At 62.1% G+C, this 14,305-nt stretch carries 17 protein-coding genes; 2 read left to right on the forward strand and 15 right to left on the reverse strand.

Features of this window, described 5'->3' with window-relative positions; genetic code table 11:
• Positions 1-124 precede the first annotated feature (124 nt).
• The 14 genes from P3T16_RS13350 to P3T16_RS13415 all read right to left on the reverse strand — a co-directional run bounded on the left by P3T16_RS13350 (position 125) and on the right by P3T16_RS13415 (position 11,689).
• A complete protein-coding gene (locus P3T16_RS13350; RefSeq protein ID WP_429342654.1) occupies positions 125-397 on the reverse strand; it encodes a glutaredoxin family protein in 273 nt (90 codons plus the stop codon).
• Positions 394-1,923: a DegQ family serine endoprotease gene (locus P3T16_RS13355; RefSeq protein WP_429342655.1), complete on the reverse strand. Its 1,530-nt coding sequence runs from the start codon at positions 1,921-1,923 to the stop codon at positions 394-396. Before P3T16_RS13355 ends, P3T16_RS13350 begins: the two co-directional genes overlap by 4 nt.
• A 19-nt stretch (positions 1,924-1,942) precedes the next feature.
• Positions 1,943-2,986 (reverse strand): MucB/RseB C-terminal domain-containing protein, encoded by a 1,044-nt coding sequence (locus P3T16_RS13360; protein WP_429342656.1) that lies wholly within the window; start codon positions 2,984-2,986, stop codon positions 1,943-1,945.
• Positions 2,987-2,989: 3 nt separating this feature from the next.
• Positions 2,990-3,613: a sigma-E factor negative regulatory protein gene (locus P3T16_RS13365; RefSeq protein ID WP_429342657.1), complete on the reverse strand. Its 624-nt coding sequence runs from the start codon at positions 3,611-3,613 to the stop codon at positions 2,990-2,992.
• 83 nt (positions 3,614-3,696) lie between these two features.
• A complete protein-coding gene (gene rpoE / locus P3T16_RS13370; protein WP_096717241.1) occupies positions 3,697-4,296 on the reverse strand; it encodes an RNA polymerase sigma factor RpoE in 600 nt (199 codons plus the stop codon).
• 95 nt (positions 4,297-4,391) lie between these two features.
• The gene (locus P3T16_RS13375; protein WP_429342658.1) at positions 4,392-4,880 is read right to left on the reverse strand and encodes a protein YgfX; all 489 of its coding nucleotides are present in this window, start codon (positions 4,878-4,880) and stop codon (positions 4,392-4,394) included.
• Between the two features lie 4 nt (positions 4,881-4,884).
• Entirely contained in the window at positions 4,885-6,123 is a 1,239-nt protein-coding gene (gene fabF / locus P3T16_RS13380) for a beta-ketoacyl-ACP synthase II (protein ID WP_429256812.1), read from the reverse strand.
• 114 nt (positions 6,124-6,237) lie between these two features.
• On the reverse strand, positions 6,238-6,477 hold the full coding sequence (acpP, locus tag P3T16_RS13385; protein WP_014897657.1) for an acyl carrier protein: 240 nt from the start codon (positions 6,475-6,477) through the stop codon (positions 6,238-6,240).
• Positions 6,478-6,627: 150 nt separating this feature from the next.
• Positions 6,628-7,377 (reverse strand): 3-oxoacyl-ACP reductase FabG, encoded by a 750-nt coding sequence (gene fabG / locus P3T16_RS13390; RefSeq protein ID WP_429342659.1) that lies wholly within the window; start codon positions 7,375-7,377, stop codon positions 6,628-6,630.
• Positions 7,378-7,455: 78 nt separating this feature from the next.
• The gene (fabD, locus tag P3T16_RS13395) at positions 7,456-8,388 is read right to left on the reverse strand and encodes an ACP S-malonyltransferase (RefSeq protein WP_429342660.1); all 933 of its coding nucleotides are present in this window, start codon (positions 8,386-8,388) and stop codon (positions 7,456-7,458) included.
• A gap of 104 nt (positions 8,389-8,492) precedes the next feature.
• Entirely contained in the window at positions 8,493-9,482 is a 990-nt protein-coding gene (locus P3T16_RS13400) for a beta-ketoacyl-ACP synthase III (protein ID WP_429256815.1), read from the reverse strand.
• On the reverse strand, positions 9,482-10,612 hold the full coding sequence (plsX, locus tag P3T16_RS13405; protein ID WP_429342661.1) for a phosphate acyltransferase PlsX: 1,131 nt from the start codon (positions 10,610-10,612) through the stop codon (positions 9,482-9,484). The genes P3T16_RS13400 and plsX overlap by 1 nt, the downstream gene beginning before the upstream one ends.
• A 138-nt stretch (positions 10,613-10,750) precedes the next feature.
• Entirely contained in the window at positions 10,751-10,930 is a 180-nt protein-coding gene (rpmF, locus tag P3T16_RS13410; protein WP_061149014.1) for a 50S ribosomal protein L32, read from the reverse strand.
• A 105-nt stretch (positions 10,931-11,035) separates the two neighbouring features.
• Entirely contained in the window at positions 11,036-11,689 is a 654-nt protein-coding gene (locus P3T16_RS13415; RefSeq protein ID WP_429256817.1) for a DUF177 domain-containing protein, read from the reverse strand.
• A gap of 193 nt (positions 11,690-11,882) precedes the next feature.
• On the opposite strand from P3T16_RS13415, the gene P3T16_RS13420 reads away from it, so the two are divergent.
• Both P3T16_RS13420 and P3T16_RS13425 read left to right on the forward strand, forming a co-directional pair.
• Positions 11,883-12,503 (forward strand): Maf-like protein, encoded by a 621-nt coding sequence (locus P3T16_RS13420; protein WP_429342662.1) that lies wholly within the window; start codon positions 11,883-11,885, stop codon positions 12,501-12,503.
• Positions 12,500-13,219, forward strand: a complete 720-nt coding sequence (locus P3T16_RS13425; protein WP_429256819.1) for an SAM-dependent methyltransferase — start codon at positions 12,500-12,502, stop codon at positions 13,217-13,219. The genes P3T16_RS13420 and P3T16_RS13425 overlap by 4 nt, the downstream gene beginning before the upstream one ends.
• Before the next feature lie 68 nt (positions 13,220-13,287).
• On the opposite strand, the gene P3T16_RS13430 is transcribed toward P3T16_RS13425, so the two are convergent.
• The gene (locus P3T16_RS13430) at positions 13,288-14,289 is read right to left on the reverse strand and encodes a S49 family peptidase (protein ID WP_429256820.1); all 1,002 of its coding nucleotides are present in this window, start codon (positions 14,287-14,289) and stop codon (positions 13,288-13,290) included.
• Positions 14,290-14,305: the final 16 nt, after the last annotated feature.

The raw sequence follows: 14,305 nt of genomic DNA on the forward strand, positions 1-14,305 counted from the left end.
TGCGGAGCACGCCTTGTAAGTAGGTGAAAAACCGGACTATTTTAGCCGAAAAGGCCCTCGCCCGGCGGTTTTTGCGGGACGGGCTGCCAGTCGGCCAAGGCTCGTGCGGACTGTTGCGCCCCTTTCACCGCACGTCGCGGGCAAGAGCGGCGCGCGCGATGAGCGCGGCACGGACACGTTTTGCGTCGAGGTGATAGTGGCACAGTTCGATGCCATCGCAGAGCAAAACCGGCACGCGTTCGTTGTAACGCGCTTCCAGCGCTGCGTCAGCATCGATATCGATTACATCGAGCTGCACGCCGAACTCGGCCAGCAAAGGCTCGAGCGCAGCATGCATGTCGTCGCACAGATGACACCACGTGCGCCCGTAGAGTGTCAGCCGTGCCGCCATCGTCACTTCGGCGCCGGTGTCGAACGCGGACGGATCGGCACGAACTGCGTGTTGTCGCCGCGACGCACGAGCAGCGCCGTCATCTTCTGCGGGTCGAGATGCGACGTGACGTCTTCGAATTCCTTTGCGTTCGAGACATCCGTGTCGCCCACGCGCAGGATGATGTCGCCCTTCTGCAGTCCGACGCGCGCGGCAGGCCCTTCTACCGCGTCGATCTGCACTCCGCCGCGCAGCTTCAGCGCTTTCAGCTGGTCAGACGGGATATCGCTGACCGCGAGGCCAAGCGCGTTGGTCGCGCGCTGCTTCGGCGGCGGCGTTTTCTTCGTGTCGGCCTTCGCCGTCTTATCCTGCTGCATCTCGGCGATCGTGACCGGCAGATCACGCGTCTGGCCCTTGCGCCACACGGTGATCGTCGCCTTCGTGCCCGGCTTGGTATCACCGACCATACGCGGAAGGTCCGTCGCGGTATCGACCGGATGGCCGTTGAACTTCAGGATGATGTCGCCTGGCTGCACGCCCGCCTTCTCGGCCGGACCACCCGGCTCGACGCTGCTGACGAGCGCGCCTTGCGCCTTCGGCAAACCGAGCGAGTCGGCTACGTCCTTCGTCACCTCGCCGATCGCGACGGCAATGCGGCCACGCGTGACCTTGCCGGTTGTTTTCAGCTGATCGGCGACGCGCATCGCTTCGTCGATCGGAATCGCGAACGAAATGCCCATGAAACCGCCTGTGCGGCTGTAGATCTGGGAGTTGATGCCGATCACTTCGCCTTGCATATTGATCAGCGGACCGCCCGAGTTGCCCGGATTCACGGCAACGTCGGTCTGGATGAACGGCAGATAATCACCCGTGTCGCGCCCCTTGGCGCTGACGATGCCCGCCGTAACCGTGTTTTCGAGCCCGAACGGCGAACCGATCGCGACGACCCATTCACCGACGCGGACCTTGTTCGAATCGCCGACCGTGACGGCTGGCAGGTTCGCGGCGCTGATCTTCACGACCGCGACGTCAGTGCGATCGTCGACACCGACGAGCTTTGCCTTGAACTCGCGCTTATCGGTGAGCGTGACGTAGATGGTGTCGGCATCATCGATGACGTGTGCGTTCGTCATCACGTAGCCATCAGCCGACAGGATGAAGCCCGAGCCGACGCCACTGTTCTGCTCGGTGTCGCCGCCGCTGTCGGGCGCGTCCTGCTGGCCCTGACTGCCGCCACCACCGCCACCGCCACCACCACCACCGCGGGGCGGCGTACCGGGCGATTGCGGCGTCTGCGGCATCGGAATTCCAAAAAACCGGCGGAAGAACTCGGACATGTCGCCGTCGTCCATGCCCGGTGGCAGGCCCCGCGTCGAACTCGACACACGCGCTGTCGTGCGAATGTTCACGACGGAGGGCCCGACCTTATCGACCAGATCGGTGAAGTCGGGAAGACTGGCTGCAGGCGCCGCCAGCGCAGTGTGCGGCACGAGTGGCAGGCATACCGCCACCACCGCGGCTGCAAGAAAATTGCGCACCGAGAAGTTCGTCATAAGGTCTTGAGCCGGAGGATTACTTTGTAGCCTTGTATTCTATGGCAGACGCAAATTGCTGCAACGTGGCCTGGGGCACTTCCCCGAGCAAGGTAATCCAGAAATCGCCGTGGCGCTTGACGAGGACATGCGTAGCGCCACTACTCCCCGATCCTTCCTTGCGCGTGTTCTTTTCAACAGGCTCAACGAAGATCGAGATGGCCGCGAGTCCGTCCGAGAATACTGCCTGATCGACCGGAATGGTCGGATCGCCTGGATCGCGGGCTGCCATTGGGCGACGCAGCTCACGGATCTTGTGGAAGCCCGGAACGGTCGGCGACATCAGCCAGCCCTGCGCTTCCATATCGACAGACTCGATCGGCGGACGCACCACTGTCCATCCAGCCGTGTTGTGAATGCCGCTGACGATCGCCGTTTTGTCGACCGGAACACCGATACGGATTTGCGAAAACGACAGCTGTTCGAGCACCTGGCCGCTCGGGTCGAGCGTCTGCGCACGCAGCAGAAGCCCCGTCTTGGTATCGGCCCATAGCTTGTAGGCGTAGCGATACGCGTCTTTCGGATCGAGTTCGATCACCTGGCTATCGATACCCGCGACGCGATCAGTCCCGAGCAGTTTCGGCTCATAGACCGCGAGCACCTGGTCACCGGGCGCGGACAGCAATGCAGGGAACGAATCCTTGTTCTGACGCTTCTCGACGACGCACAAATGTCGTTCCGGCACGAACGTATACAGGTCGTCGTTATGGCGCAGCATCCTGCGCGGCTTGCCGTCCAGGCTTTCCAGCTGCTCGTATTCACCGTCGTTGCGGGTCGCGTAATGCGAGATCCGCGACGACTGCACGAACGAGCCGCGCTGGTAGACGAACGCGCCCTCGTAGTTCTGCTGCTGGGCGGCCTGATGGATGCGATTGAGCCAGTCTGCCGCTGTGCGGCGGACGGCGGCGGGATCCTCGGATTGCGCGAACGCTCGGGATGTCGCGGAAAGCAGTACGGCCGCACAGAACAGAAATGCCGGCAGCCGCCCCCAGTTTGTCGTTTTATTCAACCACGGAGTCTGCATCAACTATTGGTCCTGCGAGGTCACGGCAGCGGCGGCACGGATCAGCGGCATCGAACCCGGGACGACCGGTTGCTGCGCGAACTGCTGATGCGCTTCCAGATACTGGTCGAGATTGGCGTCGCGGATGATGTTCGCCTCCTGCATGACAGGCCGCGCGGTAGCAGCCGGCACAGACGCCATCGCCACACGCTGCATCGAATCCGACGATACGGCTGCCATCTGCGCGCCACCAGGCGCACTGCCGACGCCCTGCAGTTGCGGCACGACGACCCACGTCAACGTTGCCGCAGCGGCCGCGACGGCAAATGCCGGCACAACCCGCCGGCGCAGCGCCAGCAAACGCCGCGCGACCGGAATCGCGGCAGGCGCGAGCACGTGCGCCTCCGACTCGAAACGCGCGGCAAAGCCAGCCATAAATGCTTTGCTGGCAACCGGACTCACGGCCAGATCGTCGGAACGCAGGGCGTCCCCGATCAGGTGGTAGTCCGACCACGCTGCGCGATCGTCGCGATTCAGATCAGCAATAAACTTGTTCAGATGCTCTTCGCCGGACAGCTCACCGTCGACAAAAGCGGACAGACGCTCGCCTCGCGAGCTTGCTTGCGATTGCATCGAGACCGACCCCATGATGCTCCCCATCTTACAGACATCCCGTAGTGACACCACCTAACCCAGATACTGCATCCATGCCCGTCAGGCCGGCTGGCCAATTACCAGCGCTTGCCTTCAGGTGTGTCAAGCAACGGACGCAATTTTGCCGCAATGGCTTCGCGAGCGCGAAAAATCCGTGATCTGACGGTGCCGATCGGGCACCCCATCATCTCAGCGATCTCTTCGTAGCTCAAACCTTCAATTTCACGAAGAGTAATGGCGGTGCGCAACTCTTCCGGTAAAACCGCCATTGCAGCATTGACCGTCTCAGCGATCTGCTTGCTCATCAACATCGACTCAGGCGTGTTGATATCCCTTAGTTGGTCAGCATCCGAGAAAGTTTCAGCTTCTTCAGCATCGGCTTCGGTCGAAGTTGGCGCGCGCCGGCCCTGGGTCGCAAGGTAGTTCTTTGCGGTATTCACCGCAATCCGGTACAACCACGTATAAAAAGCGGATTCGCCCCGAAACTGGGGAAGCGCCCGGTAAGCCTTGATAAAGGCGTCCTGAGCCACGTCCTCGACCTCGGCGGGGTCCCGCACAAGGCGCGAGATCAGCCGGATGATCTTGCGGTGGTATTTGGTGACCAGTAGCTCGAACGCGGCCTTGTCGCCCTTCTGGACGCGCTCGACCAGCACCTGATCTATTTCTTTTTCGCTCACCTGATAAATCCGTTAACTATAGGGTGCATGGCGGGGCACCATTGTAGCGTCCCCATCATCGCGTCACGTTACGCTGGTAACAGTGGTTACAGTCTTTACAGTGATGTGGGAGAGCCACGCCGGCCGAGGACCGACAGTTCGCGAAAGACGTCGGCCGGCAACGCGTCGGCCGCAATAAACAGGGGGTTGAGGCGACCGCTCTCACCGGCAAGCGCAAGAATGAGGAGCCGGTCACTCCACTGTGAACAGCCGGTTATGCGGGCCTGAACCGGCGCACCGCCTGCTTCTTTCCACAGCGACAGACCATTTGCCCCGATTTTCAGTTCTCGCGGCTGACGACGCTCCCAGGCGAGCGCGCTGATCGCCAGCAACGCGAATACAGCTAAAGCTGGCGGAAACGCCAGCCAGACGCCGAGACGCGGCGCGGCGCAGGCAACGACGGTCGCCGCGGCGATCAGGATAAAAGCCGCTGTCACCCAGCGCAGCGTCAGGGAGCACCGCAGCGCAATACGCGGCGGCGAGCCGTCTGGCGATGCCGATCCGGCGAAATGCGCCGGATCAGCCGTGCCGAGGTGAGACGTCAAGCGATCAGGCGCGCTTGAAGACCAGCGTGCCGTTCGTGCCACCGAACCCGAACGAGTTCTTCAGCGCGACGTCGATCTTCATCTCCCGCGCAGTGTTCGCGCAGTAGTCGAGATCGCAGGCCGGGTCCTGGTTGAAGATGTTGATGGTCGGCGGCGAAATCTGATGATGCACGGCCAGCACCGTGAACACCGATTCGAGCCCGCCCGCGCCACCGAGCAGATGCCCCGTCATCGACTTGGTCGAATTGACGACCATGTTCTTCGCGTGATCGCCGAAAGCGCGCTTGATGCCGGTCGTCTCAGCCAGATCGCCGAGCGGCGTCGAGGTACCGTGCGCGTTCAGGTAGCTGACCTGATCTGCGTTGATGCCCGCGTTCTTCATCGCGGCCAGCATGCAGCGGCGTGCGCCGTCGCCATCTTCCAGCGGAGCGGTCATGTGGTAAGCGTCGCCGCTCATGCCGTAACCGGACACTTCCGCGTAGATCTTCGCGCCGCGTGCCTTCGCGTGCTCGTACTCTTCGAGCACCATCACGCCTGCGCCTTCGCCCAGCACGAAACCATCGCGATCCTTGTCCCACGGACGGCTCGCCGTGGCGGGATCGTCGTTGCGTTGCGACAGCGCGCGCGCCGCCGCAAAGCCGCCGATACCGAGCGGCGACACGGTCGATTCCGCGCCGCCGGCGATCATGACATCGCAGTCGCCGTATTCGATCAGACGCGATGCCTCGCCGATGCAGTGCAGGCCGGTGGTACAGGCGGTGACGATTGCAAGGTTCGGGCCTTTAAGACCGAACTTGATCGACAGATGGCCGGAGATCATGTTGATGATCGACGCCGGCACGAAGAACGGCGAGATCCGGCGCGGGCCGCGATTCAGCAGTTCGGTCTGCGTGACTTCGATCATCGGCAGACCGCCGATGCCCGAGCCGACTACAACGCCGACACGTTCCGCGTTCTCTTCGGTGATTTCGAGGCCGCTGTCGTTCATCGCCTGGATGCCGGCGGCGATGCCGTAATGGATAAACGTATCCATGTGGCGCGCTTCCTTACCGGGGATGTAGTCCTCGATATTGAAGCCCTTGACCTCGCCGGCGAAGCGAGTCGAGAAGTTCGATGCGTCGAACTTCGTGATGTCGGCAATGCCGGACTTGCCGGCGACCAGATTGGCCCAGCCGTCGGCAACATTATTGCCAACAGGCGAAATCAGCCCCAGGCCTGTAACAACAACACGACGACGGCTCACGGTAACCTCGTTTTCATAGATGACAAAAGCAAAAGCCACAGCGGCCACAGGAACATGCCCTGTGAACCCTGTGGCTGTTAACCTGGCAAAATCCCGCCAAAAGTCCGAATGACCTTAGGCCTTGACGTTTGCGCGGGCGTAGTCGATCGCTTGCTGGACGGTCGTGATCTTCTCGGCTTCTTCATCCGGAATTTCCATACCGAATTCGTCTTCGAGGGCCATCACGAGTTCGACGGTGTCGAGCGAGTCAGCGCCGAGGTCGTTCACGAACGATGCTTCGGTCTTGATTTCTGCTTCCGCAACGCCCAGTTGTTCTGCGACGATCTTCTTGACGCGCTGTTCGATATTGTCCATTACCCCTCCAAGGGAAAGAAGTTCAAAAATGCAGGTGCGCGCATTTTATCAGGTTTGACACTCTAAAAAAGCGGCGCGCACGGTTGCTGATCAGCCATCCAAAGCACGTTTACCCGAAAGGTATGAGCCCTGGATGAAAAACGAAAACTTTTACGACATATACATGCCACCATTCACGTGCAGCGTCGTGCCCGTGATGTAGCCAGCATGCGGTGAAGCGAGAAATGCGACGGCGTGAGCGATGTCTTCCGGGCTACCCAGACGGCCAAGCGGAATCTGCGTCTTGAGGGCAGTCTGCTGCTCTTCCGGCAGGGTTTTCGTCATATCGGTATCGATAAAACCCGGCGCGACGCAATTCACCGTGATGTTGCGGCTACCGATTTCGCGCGCCAGCGCCCGGGTCATGCCGGCGACGCCAGCCTTCGCGGCAGCGTAGTTCACCTGCCCCGGATTGCCCGCCGAGCCCACGACCGACGTAATGTTGATGATCCGGCCGCCACGCGCTTTCATCATCGGGCGCAGCACCGCGCGCGACAGACGGAAAACCGACTTGAGGTTGGTGTCGACCACCGCATCCCACTCGTCGTCCTTCATGCGCATCGCCAGCTGGTCCTGCGTGATGCCGGCGTTGTTCACGAGCACGTTGAGCGCGCCGAATTCCTTGACCGTGCCCTCAATCAGCGCTTCCGCTGCCGATGCGTCGTTCACGTCCAGCACAGCGCCTCGGCCATTCACGCCTTCAGCCTTGAACGCTTCGGTAATCGCGTTCGCGCCCGATTCGCTGGTGGCCGTGCCGATCACGGTCGCGCCCTGGCGCGCCAGTTCAAGCGCAATTGCACGGCCGATGCCGCGCGAGGCGCCCGTCACAATCGCGATCTGCCTGTCGAGAGTCTTTTCCATCTTGGTGTCCGGATGGCCCGCGGGTTGCGGGCTGAAATCGTTGAATCTGAGTGACCTGGCGTGGCGTGTAGAGAGCGACTACGCCGTTGCGAGCTTGAGCGCTTCGTCGAGCGATGCCGGGTCGACAATCGAAGCGCCGATGAGGTTGCCGTCGATGCGCTTCGTCAGACCTGCCAGCACCTTGCCCGGGCCACATTCGATCACGTGCGTGACGCCCTGACCGGCCATCGCCTGCACGCATTCCACCCAGCGCACAGCGCCTGCGGCCTGACGCACGAGCGCATCCTTGATGCCGGCTGGTTCCATGACCACAGCAACGTCGACGTTGTTGATGACCGGAACCTTCGGCACCTGAACTTCGACGTTCGCCAGATACGCGCGCAACTGGTCGGAAGCAGGTTTCAGCAGCGACGAGTGGAACGGCGCCGACACCGGCAGCGGCAACGCACGTTTCGCGCCCTTCGCCTTCGCAACTTCACACGCCTTTTCAACGGCCGCCTTGTGACCGGCAATGACCACCTGCGAAGGCGCGTTGAAATTCACCGCCTCCACGACGCCTGCCGACGACGCTTCTGCGCACACTGCGCGCACCGTGTCGTCGTCGAGGCCGAGAATCGCGGCCATGCCGCCCTGCCCGACCGGCACTGCTGTTTGCATAGCCTGTGCGCGGAAACGTACGAGCGGCACGGCGTCGCGGAAAGACAGCGCGCCCGCGGCGACGAGCGCCGTGTATTCGCCGAGACTATGGCCCGCGACGATCGCCGGCGCCGGGCCACCCGCCGCCTGCCACGCGCGGTAGATCGCGTACGCGGCGGTCAGCATGACCGGTTGGGTATTGGTAGTGAGATTCAGATCCTCGACCGGACCTTCGGCGATCAGCTTGCCGAGATCCTGACCAAGCGCGTCGGACGCTTCCTGGACCGTCTCGCGCACGATGGCGTGATCGGCGAACGCATTGAGCATCCCGACCGACTGCGAGCCCTGGCCAGGGAAAACGAACGCAAATTTCATATCGTCCTCAAAATTCGATGAGAGGTGGGCTGACGCGATCGGGACCGCGCTACCGGACGTTGCGCGCGGCAGCGATACGCCGCCCGCAGACGCGAAACCGTCGCTCAGTAGCGGATAACCGATGCGCCCCACGTGAAGCCGCCGCCGACACCTTCGATCAGCACGTTCTGTCCGCGCTTGATGCGCCCGTCGCGAACCGCGACGTCGAACGCGAGCGGAATCGATGCCGCCGATGTGTTGCCATGCTCACCGACGGTGACGACCATGCGCTCCTGCGGGAGGCCGAGCTTGCGGCACGTGCTCTGCATGATGCGGATGTTGGCCTGATGCGGAATCAGCCAGTCGATCTGGTCCGGCGTGAGGTTGGCTTTGGCCAGCGCTTCGACGGCGACCTTTTCCAGTACATTGACGGCAAGCTTGAACACCGCCTGGCCATCCATATACAGGAACGCGCTGCCCGCGACCACGCCACCATTCACGTTGCCCGGCGTGCACAGGATGTTCGAATGGCTACCGTCAGCGTGAAGCGCGCTTGCAAGCACGCCTGGCTCTTCGGACGCCTGCAGGATGACGGCGCCGGCGCCGTCGCCGAACAGCACGCAGGTGGTACGGTCATTGAAATCGAGAATGCGCGAGAACGTCTCCGCGCCGATCACCAGTGCCGTGCGATGCTGGCCGCTGCGAATGAAACTGTCGGCAGTGGCCACTGCGTAGGCGAAGCCGGAACACACGGCCTGCACGTCGAACGCCGCACCGTTGTTCTTGATGCCGAGTTTGTTCTGCAACAGACACGCCGTGCTCGGAAACACGAAATCCGGCGTGGACGTGGCGACGATGATGAGATCGATGGACTGCGGGTCGACATCAGCGGCCTCGATCGCACGTTGCGAGGCGATCAGGGCGAGATCGCTGGTGGTGACGTTGGGTTCAGCGAAATGGCGGGCATGGATACCCGTGCGCGCGACGATCCACTCGTCGCTCGTCTCGACACCCTGCTTTGCGAGACGTTCAGCCAGATCCTGATTCGTGACGCGGCCAGGCGGCAGATAGCTGCCGGTGCCCAGCACGCGGGAATAAATAGTCGATTGAGCCATTATGCCTTCGAGGATTGCGGAGCGTAGGGCTCGGCTGGCTGGCCGGCGACCGGGCTTGTGTGACCTGCGCCGCCTGCTTCCGGGGTAACCCCGGGGATAACCCCGCGCACCGCCTGTTCGAGAGGACCCGCATTCTCTTCCATCGCGGACGCAAGGCGTTCCAGCACGCCGTTTTTGACGGCATCATACCCGCGTTTGATCGCCCACTCAAACGCGTAGGCGTCCGCCGAACCGTGGCTTTTGATCACGAGACTGCGCAGCCCGAGAAGCGCCGCGCCGTTGTATTGCCGGTGGTCGACACGTTTCTTGAAACGCATCAATACAGGCAATGCGAGAACAGCCATCAACTTCGTCAGCCACGAACGGCCGAACTCTTCCTTGATGATATCGGAAAGCATCTGCGCGAGCCCTTCCGACGTCTTCAGCGCGACATTGCCGACGAAGCCATCACAGACGATCACATCGACGGTACCTTTATAGATATCGTCACCTTCGACATTGCCGCGGAAGTTGAGCGTGCTTGCGCGCAGCAGTTCGCCGGCGCGCTTGATCGTCTCATTGCCCTTGATGACTTCTTCGCCGATGTTGAGCAGACCGATGGTCGGATGCTCCTTGCCTTCAAGCGCGGACACGAGTGCGTGACCCATCTCGGCAAACTGCAACAGATGCTGCGGTTCGCAATCGACGTTGGCGCCAAGGTCCAGCATCATCGTGTAGCCTGTCCGGTTCGGCAGGGCGAACGCGATCGCCGGGCGCTCGATGCCCGGAAGCGTCTTCAGCACGTAACGGGAAACCGCCATCAGCGCGCCGGTATTGCCCGCGGAGATGAAGGCTTGCGCTTCGCCGTCCTTGACCCGGTTCAGCGCAACGCGCATCGACGAGTCTTTTTTCTTGCGCAGCGCAACTTCAACCGGATCATCCATGGCGACGATCTCGCTGGCCGCGACGACCGTCAGCGCGGGCTCGTCCAGCGCCTTCAACTTCTTCAGCTGGGCCCGGATCGCGGTTTCGATGCCGACGAGCATCAGGTGCGCGTCGGGATGCGAACGAACGAAGTTGACAGCCGCGGGAACGGTCACGGACGGGCCGTGGTCGCCTCCCATGCAATCGATCGTGAGCTTTACAGTCATGGAATGCGACGAATTTCAGGCACAAAAAAGCGGCAGTTGAATGCCGCCTTTTTGTCGAGCCGGGAAAATGTCAAGCGAGCTGATCGCCATGCGACACGTCATTGAACGCAACGCGATGAAGCGACGAGTCGAGAACGATTAGTCGTTCTTCGTCTTGACGACTTTCTTGCCGCGATAGTAGCCGTTCGGGCTAACGTGGTGACGCAGATGCACTTCACCCGTGCTCGGTTCGACAGCCAGCGGTGCTGCGCCGAGGAAATCGTGCGAGCGGTGCATGCCGCGCTTCGACGGCGACTTCTTGTTTTGTTGAACTGCCATGATAACTCCTAAAAATTTTCCGAATTCTAACACAGCCCGATACGGCAATCGCCACTGGCCGAATGGCCAGAACGCCGATATACCGTCGCGCTCCCATGCAACTGTTCAGTGCTTTTCGCCGCCCGGGCCGCCCCGCTTGAGCCCTTTGAGCGCCGCAAATGGATTCGGCCGCTCGGGTTCGCCACCCTCTTCAGCTTCGTCCCGCGCCGCTTCGTCGCCCTCAGCATCCGCACCGCTTACACCCGAGACCAGACTTTCGTGAACCTCAGGGCAAACATCGTGCTTCGGCACCAGCGGCAGCGAAAGCAGCAATTCCTCTTCGATCAACTCGACGAGATCGAACTGGCGCGAGCCCACGATCACCTCGACTTCATCCTCATCAAGCGGAAATTCCTCCGCTTCTTCCTCAGTGTTGACGACCCGGTATATCGCATCGACGTTGAACGCCTGCTCATACGGGGCCAGACAACGCTGACAAACCAGCCAGGCCGCACCGTGAAGCGCGAGCCGCAGGTAAGGCTGCGGCCCTTCGGTGCCGTCGTCCTGCAATTCCGGCTGCGTCGACCCTTCCGCCTGCCAGGTGAACGCGGTATCGCGATCTGGCGCCTCGGACGGGACTTCGTTTAACATGCGCGGCAGTTGCGAGACGCGCACCACACCCGCAGCCTGCCGACCACTGCGCGCGAATTCGAACAGATCGAGTTCGCGCGGATCGAGAATGGCAGCGGGACCTGCAGGTTTGCCAGGATGTTCAGTCATGTGCGCTCCTGCGTCGGCGAGGCTTTCGGCCGGGAAGATCCGGCATGTCATGCTACGCAACCGTTCAACCGACGCGCAAATAACATACCGATGAAAAGCCCGAGATCTTATCCGTTTTGTCTTTTCGAGTCAAACACTTAAGTCCGCATCCGGAATCCCGTTTGCGACCCGCCATTCCAGCCTTTGGTTGAACATGTCAGATTCCCTGAATCGCCCGCCCCGCCTCGTTCTCGCGTCGAGTTCACGCTATCGCCGCGAACTGCTTGAACGCCTGCGGATCCCGTTCGATGTCATCGTGCCGGATATCGACGAGACGCCGCTTGCCGACGAAAGCCCCGAGACAACCGCGTTGCGGCTCGCCGAAGCCAAGGCGCGCGCCGTCGTGGCGCTTCATGCTGCGGGCGAGGCGCGCACGCTCGTCATCGGTTCCGATCAGGTCGCCACTTACGATGGCCTCCAGATCGGCAAACCAGGCACGCACGAGAAAGCGCTCGCCCAACTACAGGCGATGCGCGGCCGCGAAGTGCTGTTTCATAGTGCGCTGTGCCTGTTCGACAGCGGTTCCGGCGCAGCCCAAACGCTCGACGTCGTCACGCATGTGCGGTTCCGGAACATGCCGGACACCGATCTGGAAGCCTATCTGCGAGCAGAAACGCCCTACGACGTCGCGGGCAGCGCAAAATCGGAAGGGCTCGGCATCGCGCTTCTCGAAGCGATCGAGTCGGACGATCCGACTGCGCTGATCGGCCTTCCGCTGATCGCGCTCACCCGCATGCTCCTCGCGGCCGGTTACCCACTTTTTGGTGCACGATGAGCGGCGTTCTCTACCTGATCCCCAACACCCTCGGCGAAGGCGACGCGGACGCACTCGCAGCGGTCCTTCCCGCGCCGGTTCGCGCGCAGGCAGCCGCACTGCACTACTACATCGGCGAAAACGCGAAGACGACCCGGGCATTCCTGAAGAAAGTCGGCACCGAACGGCCGATTCAGGAAATCGAGATTCGCGAACTGAACGTCAACACGCCGGCTGGCGAGATCGAAAAGCTGCTGGCGCCGATCCTCGCCGGCACGGATGCCGGTCTTGTTTCCGAAGCGGGATGCCCGGCGGTCGCCGATCCCGGTGCGCTGCTCGTGCGGCGCGCGCACGAGCGCGGCGTCAAGGTCGTGCCGTTGGTCGGGCCGAGTTCGATTCTGCTGGCGCTGATGGCGTCCGGCCTGAACGGCCAGAGCTTTGCGTTTCACGGCTACCTGCCGGTCGATGCGGCGGAACGGGCGAAGCGTCTGCGTGAACTCGAACAGCAGTCGCGCAAGGCGAAGCAGACGCAGATCTTCATCGAGACGCCCTACCGGAACCGCGCGCTGCTGGATACGTTGATCGCGACCTGCGCGCCCTCGACGCTCGTGTGTGTTGCGGTCGATCTGACGTTGCCCGAGGAAACCATCGCGAGCCGCCCGGTAGCCGACTGGAAGAAGGCGCCGGCCATCGATCTGCACAAGCGTCCGGCAATTTTCCTGCTGCTGGCGGTTTAAGCGACAAGCGCGACGGCGGTCGGGGCGCACGCCAGTCAACCAGACCGCGCCGTCCACACGCCTGTCGATCAGCGCAGGCTCAACTTCCCGCCCGCGATCATCGCGTGCACGCCCGCCGCACCCACGGCCGCGCCGAACTTTTTCGCGACGCGATCGGTGATGCTTTCCTTGACCGTATAGTCAACGATATCCGGCGCCTTGATCACCTCGCGCGCGACGTAGTCCGTATCGCCAAGGGCGTCCGCAAGACCCAGTTCGATGCTCTCCTGGCCCGTCCAGAAAAGGCCCGAGAACACATCCGGCGTCTCATGAAGACGCTTGCCGCGGCCCTGACGCACCGCGTCGATGAACTGCGCATGGATCTGGTCGAGCATCTGCTGGGCATGGACGTCCATCTTCGGCGTCTCCGGCGAGAACGGATCGAAAAATCCCTTGTTCTCTCCCGACGTGTGCAGCCGGCGCTGCACACCAAGCTTGTCCATCAGCCCGGTAAAGCCAAATCCGTCCATCAGCACGCCGATCGAACCGACGATGCTCGCCTTGTCGACATAGATCTTGTCCGCCGCGGCCGCCACGTAATAGCCACCCGACGCGCACATATCATCGACCACGACATACAGCGGAATGGACGGATATTTGCCACGCAGACGGCGAATCTCGCGGTTGATGATGCCCGCCTGCACCGGGCTGCCGCCCGGGCTGTTGATGCGCAGGATCACGCCGGCCGTGCCGTCGTCGTCGAATGCGTTAGCGAGCGCGGTGTCGATGTCTTCCGCGTTCGCGTTCGTATCGGACGAAATCTCGCCGTCCAGCGACACGAGCGCCGTGTGCCGCCCGGTCGTCGACACATGTTCGCCGCTGAAGTCGAACACGCCCCACACCAGCAGCGCAAGCACCGCGAGAAACACGAAGCGGAAAAAGATTTTCCAGCGCCGTGCCGCGCGCTGTTCAGTGATGGCGGCGAGCGCAATGCGCTCGAGCGCGGCGCGCTCCCAGCCGGGCTCCGACCCGGGCGGGCGTCGCTCCGAACCAGCGGGTTCGATGGGGTCAGGATTTTGATTGTCGGCCATGCGTCGCAGGAAGAAG

Origin of the sequence: Paraburkholderia sp. GAS42, from assembly GCF_050436565.1 — a bacterium.
In the GTDB taxonomy this organism is placed as follows: Bacteria; Pseudomonadota; Gammaproteobacteria; order Burkholderiales; family Burkholderiaceae; genus Paraburkholderia.